Annotated in this window: 22 protein-coding genes and 1 pseudogene; 13 read left to right on the forward strand and 10 right to left on the reverse strand. The window is 72.0% G+C overall.

Annotation, left to right across the window (positions count from 1 at the left end; genetic code table 11):
- Positions 1-768 (forward strand): enoyl-ACP reductase FabI, encoded by a 768-nt coding sequence (gene fabI, locus ABZ117_RS22285; RefSeq protein WP_356823287.1) that lies wholly within the window; start codon positions 1-3, stop codon positions 766-768.
- Between the two features lie 162 nt (positions 769-930).
- Complete coding sequence (locus ABZ117_RS22290) at positions 931-1,281, forward strand: hypothetical protein (RefSeq protein WP_356823289.1); 351 nt, start codon at positions 931-933, stop codon at positions 1,279-1,281.
- Here ABZ117_RS22290 and ABZ117_RS22295 read toward each other — a convergent pair.
- The gene (locus ABZ117_RS22295; protein ID WP_356823290.1) at positions 1,259-1,951 is read right to left on the reverse strand and encodes a FadR/GntR family transcriptional regulator; all 693 of its coding nucleotides are present in this window, start codon (positions 1,949-1,951) and stop codon (positions 1,259-1,261) included. The genes ABZ117_RS22290 and ABZ117_RS22295 overlap by 23 nt on opposite strands.
- 70 nt (positions 1,952-2,021) lie before the next feature.
- Here ABZ117_RS22295 and ABZ117_RS22300 point away from each other — a divergent pair, with 70 nt between their 5' ends.
- From ABZ117_RS22300 to ABZ117_RS22315, 4 genes are all read left to right on the forward strand, one after another.
- Positions 2,022-3,350 (forward strand): CynX/NimT family MFS transporter, encoded by a 1,329-nt coding sequence (locus ABZ117_RS22300; RefSeq protein ID WP_356823292.1) that lies wholly within the window; start codon positions 2,022-2,024, stop codon positions 3,348-3,350.
- Positions 3,351-3,397: 47 nt separating this feature from the next.
- Positions 3,398-3,517 carry an SGM_5486 family transporter-associated protein gene (locus tag ABZ117_RS22305; RefSeq protein WP_356823294.1) on the forward strand — a complete coding sequence of 40 codons (120 nt, stop codon included), beginning with the start codon at positions 3,398-3,400 and terminating at the stop codon, positions 3,515-3,517.
- A gap of 222 nt (positions 3,518-3,739) precedes the next feature.
- Positions 3,740-3,946, forward strand: coding sequence for a hypothetical protein (locus ABZ117_RS22310; RefSeq protein WP_356823295.1), 207 nt, complete (start codon positions 3,740-3,742; stop codon positions 3,944-3,946).
- 75 nt (positions 3,947-4,021) lie between these two features.
- Complete coding sequence (locus ABZ117_RS22315; RefSeq protein ID WP_356823297.1) at positions 4,022-4,540, forward strand: histidine phosphatase family protein; 519 nt, start codon at positions 4,022-4,024, stop codon at positions 4,538-4,540.
- Between the two features lie 276 nt (positions 4,541-4,816).
- Here the strand turns inward: ABZ117_RS22315 and serB are convergent, their stop codons facing one another.
- Positions 4,817-6,040, reverse strand: a complete 1,224-nt coding sequence (gene serB / locus ABZ117_RS22320; RefSeq protein ID WP_356823298.1) for a phosphoserine phosphatase SerB — start codon at positions 6,038-6,040, stop codon at positions 4,817-4,819.
- 734 nt (positions 6,041-6,774) lie between these two features.
- Between serB and ABZ117_RS22325 the strand changes: the two genes are divergently transcribed.
- Positions 6,775-9,375: an FHA domain-containing protein gene (locus ABZ117_RS22325; protein ID WP_356823300.1), complete on the forward strand. Its 2,601-nt coding sequence runs from the start codon at positions 6,775-6,777 to the stop codon at positions 9,373-9,375.
- Between the two features lie 86 nt (positions 9,376-9,461).
- On the opposite strand, the gene ABZ117_RS22330 is transcribed toward ABZ117_RS22325, so the two are convergent.
- The 4 genes and pseudogenes from ABZ117_RS22330 to ABZ117_RS22345 form a co-directional block, all read right to left on the reverse strand.
- Positions 9,462-10,238, reverse strand: coding sequence for a transglycosylase SLT domain-containing protein (locus ABZ117_RS22330; protein ID WP_356823302.1), 777 nt, complete (start codon positions 10,236-10,238; stop codon positions 9,462-9,464).
- Positions 10,239-10,558: 320 nt separating this feature from the next.
- Positions 10,559-11,646: pseudogene (locus tag ABZ117_RS22335) on the reverse strand (S-adenosylmethionine:tRNA ribosyltransferase-isomerase).
- Entirely contained in the window at positions 11,643-11,942 is a 300-nt protein-coding gene (locus ABZ117_RS22340) for an SDR family NAD(P)-dependent oxidoreductase (protein WP_356823304.1), read from the reverse strand. The pseudogene ABZ117_RS22335 and the gene ABZ117_RS22340 overlap by 4 nt, the downstream one beginning before the upstream one ends.
- 147 nt (positions 11,943-12,089) lie before the next feature.
- A complete protein-coding gene (locus tag ABZ117_RS22345) occupies positions 12,090-12,335 on the reverse strand; it encodes an SDR family NAD(P)-dependent oxidoreductase (protein WP_356823306.1) in 246 nt (81 codons plus the stop codon).
- Between the two features lie 230 nt (positions 12,336-12,565).
- Between ABZ117_RS22345 and ABZ117_RS22350 the strand changes: the two genes are divergently transcribed.
- Together ABZ117_RS22350 and ABZ117_RS22355 are read left to right on the forward strand one after the other, a co-directional pair.
- The gene (locus tag ABZ117_RS22350; protein WP_356823308.1) at positions 12,566-13,735 is read left to right on the forward strand and encodes a GAF domain-containing sensor histidine kinase; all 1,170 of its coding nucleotides are present in this window, start codon (positions 12,566-12,568) and stop codon (positions 13,733-13,735) included.
- Complete coding sequence (locus ABZ117_RS22355; RefSeq protein ID WP_356823310.1) at positions 13,728-14,369, forward strand: response regulator transcription factor; 642 nt, start codon at positions 13,728-13,730, stop codon at positions 14,367-14,369. Before ABZ117_RS22350 ends, ABZ117_RS22355 begins: the two co-directional genes overlap by 8 nt.
- A 49-nt stretch (positions 14,370-14,418) precedes the next feature.
- Here the strand turns inward: ABZ117_RS22355 and ABZ117_RS22360 are convergent, their stop codons facing one another.
- A complete protein-coding gene (locus ABZ117_RS22360) occupies positions 14,419-15,201 on the reverse strand; it encodes a hypothetical protein (RefSeq protein ID WP_356823312.1) in 783 nt (260 codons plus the stop codon).
- A gap of 151 nt (positions 15,202-15,352) precedes the next feature.
- Here ABZ117_RS22360 and ABZ117_RS22365 point away from each other — a divergent pair, with 151 nt between their 5' ends.
- The 3 genes from ABZ117_RS22365 (at position 15,353) to ABZ117_RS22375 (ending at position 17,751) form a co-directional block, all read left to right on the forward strand.
- The gene (locus ABZ117_RS22365; protein ID WP_356823314.1) at positions 15,353-16,150 is read left to right on the forward strand and encodes an ABC transporter ATP-binding protein; all 798 of its coding nucleotides are present in this window, start codon (positions 15,353-15,355) and stop codon (positions 16,148-16,150) included.
- A gap of 71 nt (positions 16,151-16,221) precedes the next feature.
- The gene (locus tag ABZ117_RS22370; RefSeq protein WP_356823316.1) at positions 16,222-16,653 is read left to right on the forward strand and encodes an NfeD family protein; all 432 of its coding nucleotides are present in this window, start codon (positions 16,222-16,224) and stop codon (positions 16,651-16,653) included.
- Positions 16,654-16,776: 123 nt separating this feature from the next.
- Complete coding sequence (locus ABZ117_RS22375) at positions 16,777-17,751, forward strand: SPFH domain-containing protein (protein ID WP_356823318.1); 975 nt, start codon at positions 16,777-16,779, stop codon at positions 17,749-17,751.
- An 83-nt stretch (positions 17,752-17,834) separates the two neighbouring features.
- Here ABZ117_RS22375 and ABZ117_RS22380 read toward each other — a convergent pair whose 3' ends face one another.
- From ABZ117_RS22380 to ABZ117_RS22390, 3 genes are all read right to left on the reverse strand, one after another.
- Positions 17,835-18,341, reverse strand: coding sequence for an HNH endonuclease (locus ABZ117_RS22380; RefSeq protein WP_356823320.1), 507 nt, complete (start codon positions 18,339-18,341; stop codon positions 17,835-17,837).
- Between the two features lie 169 nt (positions 18,342-18,510).
- Entirely contained in the window at positions 18,511-19,050 is a 540-nt protein-coding gene (locus ABZ117_RS22385) for a YbhB/YbcL family Raf kinase inhibitor-like protein (protein WP_356823322.1), read from the reverse strand.
- Positions 19,051-19,094: 44 nt separating this feature from the next.
- Positions 19,095-19,877 (reverse strand): sporulation protein, encoded by a 783-nt coding sequence (locus ABZ117_RS22390; protein WP_356823324.1) that lies wholly within the window; start codon positions 19,875-19,877, stop codon positions 19,095-19,097.
- A 100-nt stretch (positions 19,878-19,977) separates the two neighbouring features.
- On the opposite strand from ABZ117_RS22390, the gene ABZ117_RS22395 reads away from it, so the two are divergent.
- Positions 19,978-20,628: a DNA-3-methyladenine glycosylase gene (locus tag ABZ117_RS22395; RefSeq protein ID WP_356823325.1), complete on the forward strand. Its 651-nt coding sequence runs from the start codon at positions 19,978-19,980 to the stop codon at positions 20,626-20,628.
- The last annotated feature ends 361 nt before the right edge of the window (positions 20,629-20,989 follow it).

Here is a 20,989-nt window from a genome sequence, read left to right on the forward strand (position 1 = left end):
ATGAGCGGAATTCTCGAGGGCAAGCGCATCCTGGTCACGGGTGTGCTGATGGAGTCCTCCATCGCCTTCCACGTCGCCAAGCTCGCCCAGGAGCAGGGCGCCGAGATCATCCTGACCGCGTTCCCGCGGCCCACGCTGACCGAGCGCATCGCCAGGAAGCTGCCGAAGCCCGCCAAGGTCATCGAGCTGGACGTGACGAACGGGGAGCACCTCGCGCGCCTGGCCGACATCGTCGGCGAGGAGCTGGGCGGCCTCGACGGCGTCGTCCACTCCATCGGCTTCGCCCCGCAGGACGCGCTCGGCGGCAACTTCCTCAACACGCCGTTCGAGTCGGTCGCCACGGCCATGCACGTCTCGGCGTTCTCCCTGAAGTCGCTGACCATGGCCTGCCTGCCGCTGATGCAGAACGGCGGCTCGGTCGTCGGCCTCACCTTCGACGCCCAGTACGCCTGGCCGCAGTACGACTGGATGGGTCCGGCCAAGGCCGCACTGGAGGCCACCAGCCGCTACATGGCGCGCGACCTCGGCAAGCAAAACATCCGCTGCAACCTCATCTCGGCGGGCCCGATCGGCTCCATGGCCGCCAAGTCCATCCCGGGCTTCAGCGACCTGGCCGCCGTGTGGGACTCCCGCTCGCCGCTGGAGTGGGACCTGACGGACCCCGAGCCGGCCGGCCGCGGTGTCGTCGCCCTGCTGAGCGACTGGTTCCCGAAGACCACGGGCGAGATCATCCACGTCGACGGCGGTCTGCACGCCATCGGCGCCTGACCCCCGCCGGACCTCACCGACGCCCCGCTCCCCGCCGTCACGGCGGGGAGCGGGGCGTCACCCGTTCGGCTCACCCGCCGGGCCGCCCCCACCGCACCGGCGCACCCTGGAGTACGCCGTCCCCCGCAGGTCCCTCCGCAGCCCGGCCGAGGAGGTCCCCTTGTGCGCCTGTCCCGCAGTCTCGCCCCGGTGACCGTGGCCCTGGCCCTCGTCCTCTCCCTGCCGTACGACGCGTTGCCGCACGCGCGCGTGAGCGACGGGAAAGCGCCCGCGCCGAGCCGGTTCGGCGCCACCTGCCGTACGGCCGTGCACGGCTCCCGCGTGGTGGCCTACTGCCACAACCCGTACGTCGACATCGACCGCGTGCGTCTGCACATCGAGTGCGCCCGCTGGTGGGACATCGACACCGACAGCGCCCCGGTGGACGCCGGGCCCGCCCTGACCGTACGGCTCACCGGCCGGTGCTGGAAGGAGGTCGGTACCGTCTGGGTCAGCCACCAGAAGGCGCGGTGAACCGCCCCGGACGGCACAGGAACGGATAGCTCGCGGCCTCCTGGGCCGCCGACTCCGCGTCCCCCGCGCGGATCGCGTCCATCAGCCGCGCGTGGTCCATGTGTGTCCCGGGAGTCAGCTCCGCGCCCACGTCCGCGCGCAGCCAGTCCCGCAGCACCTCGCCCAGGTCGGCGTACATCGCGGTCATCACGTCGTTGTGGGATGCGGCCACCACCGCCAGGTGGAACGTGGCGTCGGCCGTCACGAAGGCCTCCGTGTCCCCGGTCCGCCACGCCTCCTCGCGCCGCGCCAGCAGCGTGCCCAGCTGCCTGAGGTCCTTCTCGGTGCGCCGCTCGGCGGCCAGCTTCGCGGCGGCCGACTCCAGCGTGGAACGCAGCTCGGCGATGTGCCGCGGGTCGGCGTCCGCGAACCGGCGGTGCATCACCCCGGCCAGCTCGCTCGTCGCCACCACGTACGTGCCCGAGCCCTGGCGGATGTCCAGCAGACCGTTGTGCGCCAGCGCGCGGACGGCCTCACGGACGGTGTTGCGGGCGACCCCGAGCTGCTCGACCAGTTCCGGCTCCGTCGGGATGCGCGAGCCGACCGGCCACTCGCCGGAGGTGATCTGGTTGCGCAGTTCGGCGATGACCTGCTCGGACAGAGCCGAACGACGGGGGTGGCTCAAGGGCATGGCACACCTTCGCACGCGAGGCCCGGGCACGGGCCTCCCGGGGATGGACAACCAATCATCCCATGATTCTATGATGGACCTCATGGCTAGTGAGGAAACCCGCACAGCGGACACCCGTACGGCGATGTCACCGACCGAACGCGGTACGGCCCCCGACGCACGCCCGCACGGAACGACCCCCGGCGCGCCCCGCACGCGCGCGTGGGCGGCCCGGCTGGTGGTCGTCGGCATCGTGCTCTCCGCGCTCAACCTCCGCCCGGCCATCACCAGCCTCGGCGCGCTCCTGGAGGAGGTCCGCGACGGCCTCGGCATGAGCGGCAGCGTGGCCGGCCTGCTCACCTCCGTGCCCCCGCTGTGCTTCGCCGTCTTCGGCGTCACCGCCCCCCGCCTGGCCCGCCGCTTCGGAGCGGCCGCCGTGGTGTGCGCCGGCATGGCCGCCATCACCGCCGGCCTGCTCATACGGCCCTACGCCGGGAACACCGCCGGATTCCTGGCCGGCAGCGCACTCGCCCTGATGGGCATCGCCGTCAGCAACGTCCTCATGCCGGTCATCGTCAAGCGCTGGTTCCCCGACCGCGTCGGCTCCATGACCGGCCTGTACTCGATGGCCCTCGCCCTCGGCACCTCCCTCGCCGCCGCGGTCACCGTCCCCCTGACCGATGCCCTCGGCGGCCACTGGCAGAGCGGGCTCGCCGTGTGGGCGGCCGTCGCCGCCGTCGCCGTCATGCCCTGGCTGCCGCTCGTCCGGGACCGCGGCACGGCCCCGGCCGAGGAACACCGCCGGACGCCGCCGGAACCGGCCGGGACCACCGCGCTGCGGATCTCCCGCAGCCGCACCGCCTGGGCCCTCGCCGTCTTCTTCGGCCTCCAGGCCACCGCCGCCTACATCACCATGGGCTGGATGCCGCAGATCTTCCGGGACGCCGGTGTTCCGGCCGGCACCGCGGGCGTGCTCCTCGCCGTGACCATGGTGATGGGCGTGCCGCTGGCCTTCGTCATCCCGCGGGTCGCCACGCGGCTGCCCCACCAGGGACCGATCGTGCTGGTGCTGGGCGTCTGCGGACTCGCCGGATACGCCGGGCTGTACCTCGCCCCGGCCGGCGGCGCCTGGGCCTGGGCGATCCTCCTCGGCGTCTCCAACTGCGCGTTCCCGCTGGCACTGACGATGGTCGGCATGCGGGCCCGCAGCGGGCCGGGCGTGGCCCAGCTGTCCGCGTTCGCGCAGAGCACCGGCTACCTGATCTCGATCCCCGGCCCGCTGCTGGTCGGCGTGCTCTACCAGCAGAGCGGCGGCTGGGGCCTGCCGATCGCCCTCATGGCGGGCCTCATGGTGCCGCAGATGGTGGTGGGCTTCCTGGCGGGCCGCGACCGTACGGTGGAGGAGGAGGCGGCGCGCTGACCCGCCCCCGCGGCCGGATGCGGGGGACGAGGTGCGAGACTGGGCGCATGCAGCCTGTGCTCGACCCGAACCCGCAGAACGGCCAGAAGAAGATGCTGCTCGTCTTCGGTTCGTTCTTCGCCATCTTCGTGATCATCGCCGTCATCGCGATCATCGCGTCTCCCTGAACGACCGGCCCGCCCCGCCGGCCACCGTCCCCCGCTGGACGGCCGCCCCGCCCGAGCCGCATTCCGCGGGGACGGTGGGGCTGGCCCCCCATCCCCTAGGGGGCCAGGGTCAGGGTGAAGTGGGTGGAGTTCCGGATGGGTTGGCGGCCCCGGATTCCGTAGCTTCGAGGGGTGACCGCACCCGGCGGTGACGGACCCGCTCGAGGACCCACGGAGGCGATCATGCCGACCCGCACCCACTCCCGGCCCCACCCGGCGACCCCGGGCGGCTTCGACACCAGGCTGCCCTGGTGGGCGCTCGCCCTGCCCGCGCTCGCGTTCGTCGCCCTGCTGGCGCTGATACTGAACCCGTCGGACGCCCACGCGGCCGGCGGCGCCCCGGCCACAGCGCGCTTCCTGGAGCACGCCCAGCGGCTCCTCGCCCGCTGACCGGGCCCCTCAGGCGGTGAATCCGCATGTCAACTCCCTGAGCCGGGTGGCCTGTTTCATGCGAAGCTGGATTCCATGAGCGTCGCAGAACCCCGCAGGATCGCCCTCTTCCGGCATGCGAAGGCCGACTGGCCCGATGTCTCCGACCATGAGCGCCCGCTCGCCGAGCGGGGCCGCCAGGACGCCGCGATCGCCGGACGCAAGCTGGCCGACACCGGCATCACCTTCGACCTGGCCCTGTGCTCCACGGCGACCCGGACCCGCGAGACCTGGAAGCTCGCCGTCCATGAGCTGTCGCACCGGCCGAGGACGGTCTACGAGGAGCGGGTCTACGACGCCTCGCCCGGCGAGCTGATCGCCGTGCTGGACGAGATCCCGGAGGACGTGCGGAACGTGATCCTGATCGGCCACAACCCGGGAGTGCACGGCCTGGCCGAGATCCTGGCCGGCTCGGCCGAGGGCGACGCCCGCGAACGGATGAACCGCCGGGGCTTCCCCGCCGCCGGATTCGCCCTGCTGACGGTCGACGGCCCGTGGAAGAGCGTGGAACCGGGCGTGGCCACCCTCACGGACTACTGGGCACCCTCCGAGTGACCCGGCCGGTCGCCCCCGGCAGATGACTGCCGGCAGGTGACTGCCGGCAGGCGGCCTCCGGCCGGCCCGGTGCACCGCTGGGCAGGTACGCCGAAGGGTCCGGCACCGCACCGGGCGCCGGACCCTCGGGCAAGCGTCGCCGGCCGGACCGGGCCGCGCGGTGCCGTGCACGTCCGACCGGGGCCGGAGCCGCCTCGGACCAGGGCCGGGGTCGCCTCGCACCGCCGGAGTCGCCTCGGACCAGGGCCGGGTCCGGCCCGGGCGGGGACGCGGGGCTCAGCCCTCGTCGTGGGTGTCGGCCGCCTCGACCTCGTCCCGGGTGATGCCGAGGAGATACAGGACCGTGTCGAGGAAGGGGAAGTTCACCGCCGTGTGCGCGGCCTCACGGACCACCGGCTTGGCGTTGAAGGCCACACCCAGCCCCGCCGCGTTCAGCATGTCCAGGTCGTTGGCGCCGTCACCGATCGCCACGGTCTGCGACAGTGGCACCCCGGCCTCCGCGGCGAACCGGCGCAGCAGCCGCGCCTTGCCCGCCCGGTCCACGATCTCGCCGACGACCCGGCCGGTCAGCTTCCCGTCGACGATCTCCAGCGTGTTGGCCTGCGCAAAGTCCAGCCCGAGCCGCTCCTTCAGGTCGTCCGTGACCTGGGTGAAACCGCCGGAGACCACGCCGACCTCGTAGCCGAGCCGCTTCAGGGTGCGGATCAGCGTGCGCGCGCCCGGGGTCAGCCGGACCTCGGCGCGCACCTTCTCCACCACCGACGCGTCCAGCCCCTCCAGCAGCGCCACGCGTGCGTGCAGCGACTGCTCGAAGTCCAGCTCCCCGCGCATCGCCGCCGCCGTCACCTCGGCGACCTGGTCCTCGCAGCCCGCGTGGGCGGCGAACAGCTCGATGACCTCGTCCTGGATCAGGGTCGAGTCCACGTCCATGACCACCAGCCGCTGGGCCCGCCGGTGCAGGCCCGCCGAGACGACCGCTATGTCGACACCCAGTGCCGCCGCATCGGAGACGAGGGCCGTGCGCAGCGGCTCGGTCTCCACACCGGACACCGCGAACTCCACCGCCGTCACCGGAATCTTGGCGAGCCGGAAGATACGGTCGATGTTGCCGCCGGCCTTGGCGATCCGGGCGGCGATCGCGGCCGTCGACTCGGCGGTCAGCGGATGACCGAGTACGGTCACCAGTGAGCGCCCGAGGCCGCGCGGACGGTTGTCGCCGTGCCCGGAGAGGATCTCCGCCTGCATCTTCATCGACTCGGCCCAGCTGTGCACGGTGGCCCGCAGGTCACCCTCCAGGCCGGCCGGCGGCTGCGTCACCAGCGCGCACAGCACCAGGCGGCCCCGGGTGACGACCTGCTCGATGTCGACCACGTCCACGAGGTAGGCGGCGAGGGTGTCGAAGAGGCCGGCCGTGATGCCCGGCCTGTCCTTGCCGAATATCTTGACGAGGAGGGTGGGCATCTCAGAGGTCTGCGAAGCGGGGATCTGCGAAGCGCTCATGGTGTCACCACCGTATCCGGCACCCCGTGCCTCCTGCCGCCGAGGTCCGCCTGACGGACAGGGAACAACAGGTGCAGGGCCGGTGTCGACCAGCTTGCCGCCGGAAGCCGGCGCCGCCCTGTGCGCGCGGTACCGGTCCGGTTCCCTCACGAGGATCCCACGGCCGGCCCGGGACGGCAGATCCAGGCGATGATCACCGCGCCGCTTCATGCTCCCCGGCCGGGGAGCGCGGGCAGCGGCTCGCCGTCCCGCGAGCCCTCCGCGCACCCGCCCGGACGCGGGTGCGGGAGCCTTCGCGCCCGAGGACCAGCACGCGGACCAGGATCAGGACCGGGAGCGAAGGCAGGAGCAGGAGCAGGACCGGGGTCCGTACCACCGTGCCCGCAGGGGCGGGAAGTTCGGCCGACGCGTCGGCAACTCCCCACGCCGCAGGGGTCGTAGCAAGGACCACGACGAGGGGGCAGGACACCGGCGGGCCTCGCGCCGAGTGGCGTGATCCCGACGCAGGAGTGGGCCACCCTGCGAGTGGGACGGAGCCGCCCGCTCCGGGTGCCGCAACGGCCCCCGCCTGGGCCCGGGCCGGATCGAAGGTGAGTCGAAGCGCGCGCCGACACCCTTGGCCAGGCCCGGATTTCGGTCAGGGGGCCGAGCCTGAAATAGTTCCCCACGATGTTCGACATCCCTAGACTCCCCGCGACGGGGGCAATTCGGGGGACAACTCAGTGGGGCATGGAGTGCCGGAACTCGTACTCGAAACAAACGGACGTACCTGGACGCTCGATCCGTCCAGGACCTACACCCTCGGACGCGATCCGCAGGGAGACATCGTCTTCGACGACGCCAGGGTGTCCTGGCGGCATGCCACGGTCAGCTTCGACGGCCGCGGCTGGGCCATCGAGGACCATGGCAGCACCAACGGCACGTTCGTGCAGGGCCGGCGGATCCAGCACATGGAGATCGCCCCCGGCGCGTCGCTGCACCTGGGCAACGCGACCGACGGTCCGCGGCTGAACCTGTCCGCCGCCGTCACGCCGGCCGGCGACCCGGCCCAGCAGCCGCGGTCGGCGCCCTACGCGGCGGCCGGCGCGCCGGGCTGGTCCCAGCAGGCACCCGCCCACCAGCAGCCCGACCCGCACCGGACGCCCGCGCACCAGGCATCCGTGCCGCACCAGGCGTCCGCGCACCCCGAGGCTCCCGGGCAGGAGTGGCAGCAGGCGCCCGCGTTCCCGCAGCAGCAGGGCGGCCCCGCCGAGCAGTACGCGCAGCAGACGCCCGGTGGTGGCGCGGGGGCGCCGCCGGTCCACGGTGACCGCAGCCCGACCACGTTCCACCAGTTCTCCCTCGGCCGCGTGATGCGCATCGGCCGCGCCCTGGAGAACGACCTGGTCGTCTCCGACCTCCAGGTCTCCCGCAACCACGCGGAGTTCCACGCCACACCCGACGGCCGCTTCGAGATCCGTGACCTCGGCTCGCACAACGGCACGTACGTCAACGGCCAGCCGATCGCCAAGGGCGGCAGCGCGCTGCTCGGCCCGACCGACATCGTCGGTGTCGGCCACTCCGCGTTCCGCATCGTCGGCGACCGCCTCGAGGAGTTCGTCGACACCGGTGCGATCTCCTTCTCCGCGCGCCACCTGACCGTGACGGTCGACGGCGGCAAGCAGATCCTCAAGGACGTCTCCTTCGGTGTCCCGGAGAAGTCGCTGGTCGCGGTGATCGGCCCTTCCGGCTCCGGCAAGTCGACCCTGCTCAAGGCGCTCACCGGCTACCGGCCCGCCAATCAGGGCGAGGTCCTCTACGACAACCGGAACCTGTACAAGCAGTTCGCCGAGCTGCGCCAGCGCATCGGTCTGGTCCCGCAGGACGACATCCTGCACAAGGAGCTGACCGTCAGGAAGGCCCTGAAGTACGCGGCCAAGCTGCGCTTCCCGGCCGACACCACCGCGCAGGAGCGCAACGCCCGCATCGACGAGGTGCTGCGCGAGCTGAAGCTCGACATCCACAAGGACAAGAAGGTCACCTCGCTGTCCGGTGGCCAGCGCAAGCGGGTGTCGGTGGCGCTGGAGCTGCTCACCAAGCCGTCGCTCATCTTCCTGGACGAGCCGACCTCCGGTCTCGATCCGGGCATGGACCGTGACGTCATGCAGCTGCTGCGCGGCCTCGCCGACGACGGCCGCACGGTCCTCGTCGTCACCCACTCCGTGGCCGAGCTGGCACTGTGCGACAAACTGCTGGTCATGGCGCCGGGCGGCGCGGTCGCCTACTTCGGTCCGCCGGAGGAGGCCCTGAACTTCTTCGGCTACGACAGCTGGGCCGACGTCTTCTCCGCCTTCGAGAACTACCGCGACTACGACTGGGCGGGCCGCTGGAAGGGCTCGCAGCACTACCAGATGTACGCGGCGGACCTCGACTCGGTCGCCCCGCAGTCCGCGCCCGTCCCGGTGCCCCAGGCCGTCCGACCGCCCAAGCCGCAGGGCTGGGGCTCCCAGCTGATGACCCTGATCCGGCGCTATGTGTCGGTCATCGCCTCCGACAAGGGCTTCCTGGCCCTGACGGTGATCCTGCCGGCGGTCCTCGGCGCGGTCAGCCTGCTGATCGACCACAGCCGCGGCCTGCTGGTCAACGAGGCGATCAACCCGAGGACCGGCACGCACGTCCCGAACGGCACCGCCACCACCGTCCTGCTGATCCTCGCCGTCGGCGCGTGCTTCGCGGGCGCCGCGAACTCGGTCCGTGAGCTGATCAAGGAACGGGTGATCTACGAGCGGGAGCGCGCGACGGGTCTGTCCCGTTCGGCGTACCTGATGTCGAAGGTGGTCGTGCTCGGTGCCGTCACCGTGCTCCAGGGACTGATGGTCGGCGTCATCGGCTTCGCCAGCCGGGAGATCCCCGCGAAGGGGCTCGTCCTCGGCGGCTCGACGCTGCTGGAGCTGTGCCTGCCGATCATGGCGCTGGGCTTCACCTCGATGATGGTCGGCCTGGTGATCTCCTCGCTGGTGAAGACCGCCGAGAAGACCATGCCGCTGCTCGTCATGTTCGCGATCATCCAGGTCGTCTTCACCGGCTGTCTGTTCGCGCTGCACGGCACGCTCGGCGTCAACGAGTTCTCGTACCTGATGCCGTCGCGCTGGGCGGTGGCCGCGGCCGGCACCACGCTGGACCTCAACAACATCGCCCCGAACACCGACGACCCGGGCAGCACCGACCCACTGTGGGACCACACGGCCGCGGCCTGGGGGCTGGACATGGTCGCGCTGATCGCGCTCGGTGTGGCCTGCGGCTTCTTCGTGGCCCGCTTCCTGCGCCGCCACGAGCCGGAGGTCATGCGCAAGTAACCGCGCGCCCGTACGACACCGAAGGGCGGCGCCCCCGCAGTGGGGGTGCCGCCCTTCGGCGTCGTCACCGAGGTCCGCGCCGGCCCTCAGTACGCGCTGTTGACGTTGTCGATCGAGCCGTACTTGTCCGCCGCGTAGTTGGCGGCGGCGGTGATGTTGGCGACCGGGTCGTAGATGTTCCAGGACGTGCCGGAGACGTGGTACGCGGTGAAGGTCGGCGGGATGACCTGGAGCAGGCCCTTGGACGGGATGCCGTTGACGGCGTTCACGTCCCAGTTGTTGATGGCGTTGGGGTTGCCGGAGGACTCCCGCAGGATGTTGCGGTGCAGCCCGTTGTAGGAGCCCGGGATGCCCTTGGTCCGCATGATGTCCAGGGCCTGCCGGATCCAGCCGTCGAGGTTGTCGGCGTACGTCTTCGCGGCGACCGGCTGCATCTGCGGGCGCTGCGCGGAACGGTCGGCCGCCTGACGGGCGGCGTGCTCCTGCAAGGCCTTCCGGGCGGCGGCGGCTTCCGCGGTCCTCTTCTGCGCGGCGGCTTCCGCGGCCTTCTTCTGCGCGGCGGCGTCGGCGGCCTTCTTCGCGGCGGCCGCGTCCACGGCCTTCTTCTGCGCCGCGTACGCGTCGAGCTTGACGTTCGTGCCGGCCAGCTGGTCGGTGACCGTGCCCTTCACGTTCTTCAGGGAGGTGCCGGCCGCGACCTGCGCGGTCGTGGCGGGGGCGCCGGTGGTGACGGTTCCGGCGCTGCTGGGGACGGCCGAGAAGGCGAGAGCGGCGGTGCCGAGCGCGGCGACACCGGAGAGGACGATCCCGTGCTGCTTCGTCAGGGCACGACTGCGAGCACGGCCGAGAAAGTTCTTGGGCATGGCTGGTGGACCTCTTCGATAGCGCGGAGGCCGCTCTGCGTCCGCCGGGGGAAGTGGCTCCCCCCGCACGAACGCCGCGGGCGGAACCCGCGGCGCTGAGCGACGGAAGTAATTCTTAGCTGGCGCAAAATCCCCAGGCAAAGGTGTGACCTACGATCCCGGGTAGTGGATCAGGGAAGGGCAAAACGGGACAGACAGGGCTGTCTGTCCCGTTCATGCGGGCCGGTTCGTCTCCTATGCCCCTTCGTACGTGATGCAGGCCCTATGTGCGGGCTCACACGGCGTTCCCCGCACTCTCACGATGCGTTGCCGCCGCAACGCTATGGGTGAGGGTCGTCCTGCGGAAGGAGGAGATGGACGTCGCAGAACTCGTGCCACAGGTAGCGCCCGCGCAGCGCCTCCTCACAGGCACGGTCCACCGCCGCCCGCCCGGCGACGGCCTCCAGCATCAGCAGATGCGAGGCCTCCGGCTCGTGCAGCCCGGTCAGCAGCCCGTCCACCACCCGTACCCCGCGTGCGGGCGTCACCACCAAATCCGTCCGCCCCCGGCGGTCCGCACCTCCCCGTCCGGCCCCACCGCCGACTCCACGGCCCGCACGGCCGTCGTCCCCAACGCGATCCCTCGGCCTCCCGCCGCCCGTACGGCGGTGATCAGCCGGGCCGACGCCGCCGGCACCGCGAACCGTTCCGGATACGGCGGCTCGTACGCCCGGGCCGACGACACCCCCGTGTGCAGGACGACCGGCGCGAACAGCACCCCCCGGCTCACCAGCTCCGCCACCAGCCGTGCGGTGAAGGGCCGGGCCGCGCTCGGCATCTCCGCACTGCCCGACCCGTCCGGCGACGGCAGCGCGAACACCGTCTGGTACGCGGACAGCGGCTGGTCCCGCCGGGTGTAGGCGTACCGGATGGGCCGCCCGTGCTCCCACAGCACCTCCCGTACGTCCGCCCCGGCCGCCCGCGCCCACCACAGCCCCTCCCCGCGCGCTCAGCGGCTCCTCCGGCACCAGCCGGCCCCCGCCCGGCAACGCCACCTCCGTACCCGCCGCAGTGGACGCACGCGCGCGCGTGGTGCCGTGTCCGTCCGGTTCCCACAGCTCCACCGCCCACCGCCCGTCGTCCCCCCGGGGTGGAGAAGTGCACCACCACGCGCGCGTCCCCGGCCCGCCCGTCCACGGCGGCGGCCGGCGTCGGCGAGGTGTTCACCACCAGCACGTCCCCGGCCCGCAGCAGCTCCGGCAGCGCACGGAAGGCGTGATGCGCCACCCGCGTCCCGCGCGACACCAGCAGCCGTACGGCGTCCCTGCCGAGCCCCGGCCCCCGCAGCTCCGCCGGCGCGCGCGGACAGCTCCCCGGGAACCTTCCCCCACCCCCGGACCACCGGGGGAACCCCCGCCCCCGCGGTCACCGCTCCTCCCGCAGCCCGGCCGCGGTGTACCGGCCGCTCGCCGGACGCCGGTCCAGCAGCCGCAGGAAGAGCGGCGCGATCTCCTCCGGCGCCGGCATCCCCGACAGGTCCTCGTGCGGCTCGGCCGCGGCGAGCATCTCCGTGCGCATCCCGCCCGGATCCACCCACCACACCCGCAGCCCCGGCTCCTCCACCGCCAGTACCGCGGACAGCTGGTCCAGCGCCGCCTTCGTCGCCCCGTACGCGCCCCACGCGCGGTAGGCCTCCACCGCCGCGTCCGAACTGACACCGATCACGGCACCCGCGGGCGTCTCCAGGAGCAGCGCCCTCCTGCACCAGCCCCAGCGGGGCCACCAGGTTGGTCTCCAGAGCGGCACGGTAACCGTCCAGCGGCTGGCCGCCGAGCGGCACCAGCGGCTCGGTGCCCAGGACCCCGGCGTTGTTCACCACCAGGTCCAGCCCGCCCAGCCCGCGCGCCGCCGCCACCAGCTCCGCCCGGTGCCCCGCTTCCGTGACGTCACCGGGCACGCCCGGACCCGGGTGCCGTGACCGGCGACGGCCTCGGCCGCCGCCGCCAGGGCGTCCACGCCCCGGGCGTCGAACACCAGATCCCAGCCCCGCGCGGCCAGCGCCCCGGCCAGCGCCCGCCCCAGCCCCTTCGAGGCTCCCGTGATGATCGCTACCGGCATGACTACCGTCCCCTCGTCCCACCGCCCCGCGGGCGGTGCCATCACCGTAGGAACGGCACCCCCCGTACCGCCCCGGACGCGGGCCGCAGAGCCCGGGGTCCCTTCGGCCTGCACCCCGAGCCACCCGCCCCGCGCCCCGGGCCTACGCCGCAGGCCCTACGCCCAGCGGACCGGGTCCCGCCGGCATCGGACCGATCCGCGCCGTCACACCCCGCCGGTACCGTGAGCACATGAGCCAAGGCCCCCGGTCCGGCCTCGCCGCGGTCAGTTCCGCGCTGCTGGCCATGAGCAGGCACCTGGAGGTGCGCGACGTCCTCAAGACGATCGTCGCCTCCGCCCGTGAACTGCTCGACGCGCAGTACGCCGCCCTGGGCGTCCCCGACGACCACGGCGGCTTCGCCCAGTTCGTCGTGGACGGCGTCAGCGACGAACAGTGGCGCGCCATCGGTCCGCTCCCGCGCCAGCACGGCATCCTCGCCGCGATGCTCCGCGAGGCGAAGGCCGAGCGCCTCGCCGACGTGCGCAAGGACCCCCGCTTCGAGGGCTGGCCGTCCGCCCACCCCGACCTGGCCGACTTCCTGGGCCTGCCCATCCGCGACGGCGACGAGGTCATCGGCGCGCTCTTCCTCGCCAACAAGCAGTGCGCTCCGCAGGGACACCCCCCGCGCCCCAGGCCCGAGGGCGGATGCGGCTTCACGGAGGAGGACGAGGAACTGCTCGGCATCCTCGCCCAGCACGCCGCCATCGCCCTGACCAACGCCCGCCTCTACGAGCGCAGCCGCGAACTGACCATCGCCGAGGAACGCTCCCGGCTCGCCCACGAACTGCACGACGCGGTCAGCCAGAAACTCTTCTCCCTGCGCCTGACCGCCCAGGCCGCCGCCGCGCTCGTCGACCGCGACCCCGCCCGCGCCAAGGAGGAACTGCACCAGGTCGCCGCCCTGGCCGCCGAGGCCGCCGACGAACTGCGCGCCGCCGTCGTGGAACTGCGGCCCGCCGCCCTGGACGAGGACGGCCTGGTCGCCACCCTGCGCACCCAGATCCAGGTCCTCGACCGCGCCCACAGCGCGCGCGTGACCTTCACCGGCAACGGCTTCCGCGCCCTGCCCGCCGCCCAGGAGGAGGCCCTGCTCCGGGTCGCCCAGGAGGCACTGCACAACGCCCTGCGCCACTCCGGCGCCGCCCACGTCGACGTCAGCGTGCGGCGGCGCGGCTGCGGAGCGGTCCTGCGCGTCACCGACGACGGCGACGGCTTCGACCCCACGGCGGTCCGCCGCGCCGGACGCCACCTCGGCCTGGTCTCGATGCGGGACCGGGCGAGCGGCGCCGGCGGCACGCTGACCGTGGAATCAGCGCCCGGAAAGGGCACCACGATCGAGATGGAGGTCCCCGGTGGGTGAACCGATCAAGGTGCTCCTCGTCGACGACCACCAGGTCGTCCGCCGGGGCCTGCGCACCTTCCTGGAGGTCCAGGACGACATCGAGGTCGTCGGTGAGGCCGCCGACGGCGCCGAGGGAGTCGCCCGCGCCGAGGAGCTGCGGCCCGACGTCGTCCTGATGGACATCAAGATGCCGGGCACGGACGGCATCGACGCCCTGCGCCGGCTGCGCGAACTCGACAACCCCGCGCGCGTGCTCATCGTCACCAGCTTCACCGAGCAGCGCACGGTCGTCCCGGCGCTGCGCGCGGGCGCCGCCGGATACGTCTACAAGGACGTGGACCCCGACGCCCTCGCCGGCGCCATCCGCTCCGTGCACGCCGGACACATCCTGCTCCAGCCGGAGGTCGCCGGGGCCCTGCTCTCGCAGGAGGAGACCGGCACCGGTCACGGCAGGGGCGGCACGCTGACCGAACGGGAGCGCGAGGTGCTCGGCCTGATCGCGGACGGCCGCTCCAACCGCGAGATAGCCCGCGCCCTCGTCCTGTCCGAGAAGACCGTCAAGACACACGTCTCCAACATCCTCATGAAGCTCGACCTCGCCGACCGCACCCAGGCCGCGCTGTGGGCCGTACGCCACGGCATGGCCGGCTGAGACAACCCGGCCCGGGCCGCACCCGCCCCAGAGGCCCGCCGGCCGGCGCTCACCGCACTCCCCGCTCCTCCACCACCGCGTTGTACGCCGCCACCTGCGCCCGCCGGGCCGTACGCTCCACCGGCCGCAGCGCCTCGGCACGCGCCGCCATCTCGGCGGAGCTGACCGCGCCCCCGTGCCCGTGGTCGTACGCCAGCGACACCAGCAGCCCCACCCGCTGCGCCAGCTCCAGCACCCGCACCGCACGCGGCGGATACCCCGGCGCCAGCACCTCCCGGCCGCGCTCGGCCCGCGCCCGGTACGCGCCGATCGCCGCCTCCGCCACCGGGCCCGACCCGGCGACGTCCAGCCCGGACAGCACCTCGGTCGCCTCCCGCAGCGCCTCCGCCAGCTCCCGCTCGGCCTCGCCCAGCGACGGCACGTCCGCGGGCGGCGCCTCCCGCACCGGCAGCACGTGCCACACCACCTCCACGTGCACATCACCCTCGGGCCCCGCCTCGGACACCTCGGGCACCAGCCCGGCCGCCGCGCCGTGACAGACCACCGCCTCCCCGGCCTCCAGCGCCCGCGCGTTGAACTCGGCGGGTCCGCTCAGCCCCAGCGGATGCCCCGGCGCGGGCAGTGCCACCCGCAGCCCGGTCACCCCCAGCGCGCGCAGCCGTCCCAGCGCCAGCGTCAGCCCGACCGGCGCGGACTCCCCGGGCAGTCCCTCCACCCGGTGCACCGCGTCCTCGCCCACGATGGCGAGCACGGCGTCGTCCGGAGAGACAACTCCGGCCAGAAGGGCGTTTCCCCAAGCGGCAAGGCGTCCTGAACGCGGTTCCGAGAGCATGCCCCCACCCTAAGGACCGGACCGATGGAATGGTGCGGGACGCTCGTGGCGTAGATTTCATGAGGGCTGCGCCCGCGGGCGTGGCGGACCCGAGCCACAGGCGTACGCGACAGCCGAGACCGGCGAGACTGCAAGGGGAGACAACACGCTCATGAGCGATGTTCTGGAGCTTCAGGACGTATCCGTGGTCCGGGAGGGCCGGGCTCTGGTGGACCAGGTCTCCTGGTCGGTGAAGGAGGGCGAGCGCTGGGTCATCCTCGGTCCCAACGGCGCCGGCAAGACCACCCTCCTGAACGTCGCCTCCAGCTACCTCTACCCCAGCAAGGGCACCGCCACCATCCTCGGCGAGACCCTCGGCAAGCCCGGCACCGACGTCTTCGAACTCCGCCCCCGCATCGGCATGGCCGGCATCGCCATGGCGGAGAAGCTCCCCAAGCGCCAGACGGTCCTCCAGACGGTCCTCACCGCCGCCTACGGCATGACCGCCGGCTGGCAGGAGGAGTACGAGGCCGTCGACGAGCAGCGCGCCCGCGCCTTCCTCGACCGCCTCGGCATGAGCGACTACCTGGACCGCAGGTTCGGCACCCTCTCCGAGGGCGAGCGCAAGCGCACCCTGATCGCCCGCGCCCTGATGACCGACCCCGAGCTGCTCCTGCTCGACGAGCCCGCCGCCGGCCTCGACCTCGGTGGCCGCGAGGACCTCGTCCGCCGCCTCGGCCGGCTCGCCCGTGACCCCATCGCCCCCTCGATGATCATGGTCACGCACCACGTCGAGGAGATCGCCCCCGGCTTCACCCACGTCCTCATGATCCGTCAGGGCAAGGTCCTCGCCGCCGGCCCGATCGAGCTGGAACTCTCCTCCCGCAACCTCTCCCTCTGCTTCGGCCTTCCGCTTGTCGTGGAGCAGGTCGGCGAGCGCTGGACCGCGCAGGGCCTGCCCCTGTCCTGACCCGCCCCCGAGTCGGTTCCGTTCCCGTTCGCGCCCTGTCCGCCGCCCGGCCGCGGTCCTACCATGACCGTGTGAACGACATCGGCGCATGGGTGTGGTGGCTCGTCGGCGCGGCGGCGCTCGGAATCCCGCTCGTCGTCACCGCCATGCCCGAGTTCGGCATGCTCGCAGTGGGAGCCGTCGCGGCGGCGGTCGTCTCCGCAATCGGCTTCGACGCGGTCATCCAGGTCCTCACGTTCGTCGCCGTCTCCGTCGCCCTCATCGCGGTCGTCCGCCCCATCGCGGCCCGGCACGGCAGACAGCGCCCCCGACTCGCCACGGGGATCGAGGCGTTGAAGGGCAGGCAGGCCGTGGTACTGGAGCGGGTCGACGGCTCCGGCGGCCGCATCAAGCTCGCCGGCGAGATCTGGTCGGCCCGCGCGCTCGACACCGCCCGCGCCTACGAAGTGGGCCAGGAGGTGGACGTCGTGGACATCGAAGGGGCCACCGCGGTCGTCATCTGAGAACAACTCACCGAGAACGACTCACGAGTTGCGCGACGGTCTGTCAGACTCGACCAGCAAGATCCTCAACAGCCATGAGATCTGCCTCAGGCGCCGAAGCGGAGAAGGGTACGGGGAGCGACGTTGGAACCCGTCATCATCGTCCTGGTCATTCTGGTGGTGTTGGTCTTCATCGCCCTGATCAAGACGATCCAGGTCATCCCACAGGCCAGCGCCGCCATCGTCGAGCGCTTCGGCCGCTACACGCGGACGCTGAACGCGGGCCTCAACATCGTGGTCCCGTTCATAGACACCATCCGCAACCGCATCGACCTGCGGGAACAGGTCGTCCCGTTCCCGCCCCAGCCGGTGATCACCCAGGACAACCTGGTCGTGAACATCGACACGGTCATCTACTACCAGGTCACCGACGCCCGGGCCGCCACCTACGAGGTCGCCAGCTACATCCAGGCGATCGAGCAGCTCACCGTCACCACGCTGCGCAACATCATCGGCGGCATGGACCTGGAGCGCACCCTGACCTCCCGCGAGGAGATCAACGCGGCCCTGCGCGGCGTCCTCGACGAAGCCACCGGCAAGTGGGGCATCCGCGTCAACCGCGTCGAGCTGAAGGCCATCGAACCGCCCACCTCCATCCAGGACTCGATGGAGAAGCAGATGCGCGCCGACCGTGACAAGCGCGCCGCCATCCTCACCGCGGAAGGCACGCGCCAGGCCGCCATCCTCACCGCGGAGGGCGAGAAGCAGTCCCAGATCCTGCGCGCCGAGGGCGAGGCCAAGGCAGCCGCCCTGCGCGCGGAGGGCGAGGCCCAGGCCGTCCGCACGGTCTTCGAGGCCATCCACGCCGGCGACCCGGACCAGAAGCTCCTGTCCTACCAGTACCTCCAGATGCTCCCCAAGATCGCCGAAGGCGACGCCAACAAGCTCTGGATCGTGCCCAGCGAGATCGGCGACGCCCTCAAGGGCCTCTCCGGCGCGATGGGCAACTTCGGCCCCTTCGGCGGCGGTTCGGGCAACGGCGGCAACGGCGGCAACACCGTCCCGCCCCAGAACACCGGCACGGCCACGGAACGCCGCGAGAAGCCGACCATCGACTGAGCCCGTTCTCCCGCGTTCCGACCGCCGCGGCGGCACCTCCACTCACGGGGTGTCGCCGCTTTCCTCTCCGTCCCGGTGGGCGGCTAGGCCGCGTCCCGGCCCAGCCACTCGGGGAGCGCGTCGAAGTCCTCCCGGCCCAGGGTCAGGAGCATCGCGTCCGCCGGCGTCGGCTCGAAGGGTTCCCGCAGCAATGTCATCCCGGCCTCCTCCGGAGTCCGGTTCGCCTTGCGGTGGTTGTCCTCGGCGCACGCGGCCACCGTGTTCAGCCACGTGTCCTGTCCGCCCCGCGACCGCGGCAGCACATGGTCCACGGTCGTCGCCCGGTGCCCGCAGTACGCGCACCGGTGCCGGTCCCGGACCAGCACACCCCGCCGCGACCACGGAGCTTGTCTTCGGAACGGCACCCGTACGTACCGGCACAGCCGGATCACCCGGGGCGCGGGTATGTCCACGTCCGCACCCCGCATACGCAGTTCGGAGTGGGCCTGCTCGACGACGGCCTTGTCCTGGAGCACCAGGACAACGGCCCGGTTCAAAGTCACCGTCGACAGCGGCTCGAAGCTCGCGTTCAGCACCAGCGTGTCACGCATCCAGCCCACCTCCCATGTGCGCCGGCCCACCCCCCGGCGGGCTCGGACCAACTCTGGACGGGCGCGCTGAGATGGACAACGCAATAAAAAGTGCCCGCCTCCGGTCACTTCCAAGACCGGAGGCGGGCAAAACTTCCATGAACGCCGGACGGCGCCGGGGGGGATGCGGTCAGTCCTCGGCGGGGTTCTCGTACTCACCGATGAGCTGGGCACGCGCGAGCGCGTGGAACCGCAGGTTGAACCCCACGACGGCCGGCGAGGCGTCCGCGTCCGGACCCAGCTTCTCCCGGTCCACCGCGTACACCGTGAACACGTACCGGTGCGGCCCGTCCCCGGGCGGCGGAGCGGCACCGCCGAAGTCCCTCGTCCCGTAGTCGTTCCGCGCGTGGACGGCGCCCTCGGGCAGCCCCTCGAACTTCCCGCCGCCCGCACCCGCCGGCAGCTCCGTGACCGAGGCCGGGATGTCGAACAGGACCCAGTGCCAGAACCCGCTGCCCGTCGGCGCGTCGGGGTCGTAACAGGTCACGGCGAAACTCTTGGTCTCCGGCGGGAAGCCCTCCCAGCGCAGCTGCGGCGAGGTGTTCCCCCCGGCCTGGACCTGGGCGCTCTTCAGCGTCGCACCCTCCTCGACGTCCTCGCTCGTCACCGTGAACGACGGCACGGGCGGATGGAAGTCGTGGGGGAGCGGCCGCCGCTTCAGCTCGGTCACCTCGGTACCCTCCTGGTCGATGACTGGAATCAGCGGTTCCGAGCCTAGAACCAGTTGCGCTTGCTGCCGACCTCGGACAGCCACTGGTTGAGGTAAGCCGCCCAGTCGGTCCCCTGCCAGTCGTCCAGACCCACCTGGAACGACCGGAAGGTGTCCGAACCCTCGCTGAACAGACCCGGCTTCTTGTCCATCTCCAGGACGACGTCCATCGCGTACTCGTCCGCCACGAAGCTCAGCTCCACCTGGTTCAGACCCCGGTACTGCGACGGCGGGTAGAACTCGATCTCCTGGTAGAACGGCAGCTTCTGCCGGGTGCCCCGGATGTGGCCGCGCTCCATGTCCGCGTTCTTGAAGCGGAAGCCCAGCTGGATGAAGGCGTCCAGGATCGCCTTCTGCGCGGGCAGCGGGTGCACGTTGATCGGGTCGAGGTCACCGGAGTCCACGGCCCGCGCGATCGCCAGCTCGGTGCTCACCCCGATGTGCATACCGCGCAGCGACTGCCCGTCGATCATCGTGACCGGCGTCTCCCAGGGAATCTCCAGCCCGAACGGCACCGTGTGCACGGCCCCCGCCGCCAGCTCGAAGGCACCCCCGAGCCGCACCTTGGTGAACTCGATGTCCTGCTTGTACTCCTGGTCGCCGCTCTCCACCTCGACCTTGGCCTGGAGACCCACGGACAGCCCCTCGACGGCCTGGTTCACGGACCCGCCCTGGATCCGCACCTCACCCTGGACGACACCACCCGGTACGACATTGACCTCGGTCAGCACCGTCTCGACCGAGGCACCGCCGGCCCCGAGGCTCGCGAGCAGCTTCTTGAACGCCATGACTCTCCCTTTGCGAATGGACCATCGACCCCTACGAACGCGATCCGACCCCGGCCGGTTCCGCCGGTGCGGTGCTCCGTCTGGGCTACCCTCGGAGAGCATGATCGCGCCCCCGGACCGTACGCCACTGCCCCGCACCTTCTTCGACCGCCCGGTGCTGGAGGTCGCACCGGACCTCCTCGGCCGCATCCTGGTCCGGACGACACCCGACGGCCCGATCGCCCTCCGCCTCACCGAGGTCGAGGCGTACGAAGGCCCGAACGACCCCGGCTCCCACGCCTACCGCGGGCCCACCGCCCGCAACGCGGTGATGTTCGGCCCGCCCGGACACGTGTACGTCTACTTCACCTACGGCATGTGGCACTGCATGAACCTCGTCTGCGGACCCGAGGGCCGGGCGAGCGCGGTCCTGCTCCGCGCGGGCGAGGTGGTGGAGGGAGCCGAGCTGGCCCGCAAGCGGCGTGTCTCGGCCCGGAACGACAAGGAACTGGCCAAGGGGCCGGCCCGGCTGGCCACCGCCCTCGAGGTCGACCGCGCCCTGGACGGCACGGACGCGTGCGCCTCGGGGGAGACGCCACTGAGGATGCTGACCGGCACACCCGTCCCCGCCGACCAGGTACGCAGCGGCCCCCGGACGGGAGTCGCCGGCGAGGGCGGGAACGGGGAATGCCATCCCTGGCGTTACTGGGTGGCGGACGACCCGACGGTGAGCCCCTACCGGGCGCACGCGCCGCGGCGTCGACGGAGTTGACGCGGGCCGCCGAGATGCGTAATGTGGCCCGAGCCGCTGAACCGGGTACGGCGATCGCCTGCAGCCGGAGCGGCCAAACAACCTCCACTCAGCCACACCCCTCAGCGGGGTCGATTCCGACGCGCCCGCGCGCTCGAATTCGAACTCGCGGGACTCGATTATGAGTCGCCGAGGGAATCGGCTAAAGTAGTGGACGTCGAAAGGCCGGAGGCGAAAGCCGAAAGCCCGCGACAATCCCGCCGACCGGGAGTCAGACACCGAAAGGGTCTGATAAAGTCGGAACCGCCGGAAAGGGAAACGCGGAAGCGGGAACCTGGAAAGCACCGAGGAAATCGGGTCGAGAAAAGATCTGATAGAGTCG

This window comes from Streptomyces sp. NPDC006309 (assembly GCF_040613095.1).
Taxonomy (GTDB): domain Bacteria; phylum Actinomycetota; class Actinomycetes; order Streptomycetales; family Streptomycetaceae; genus Streptomyces.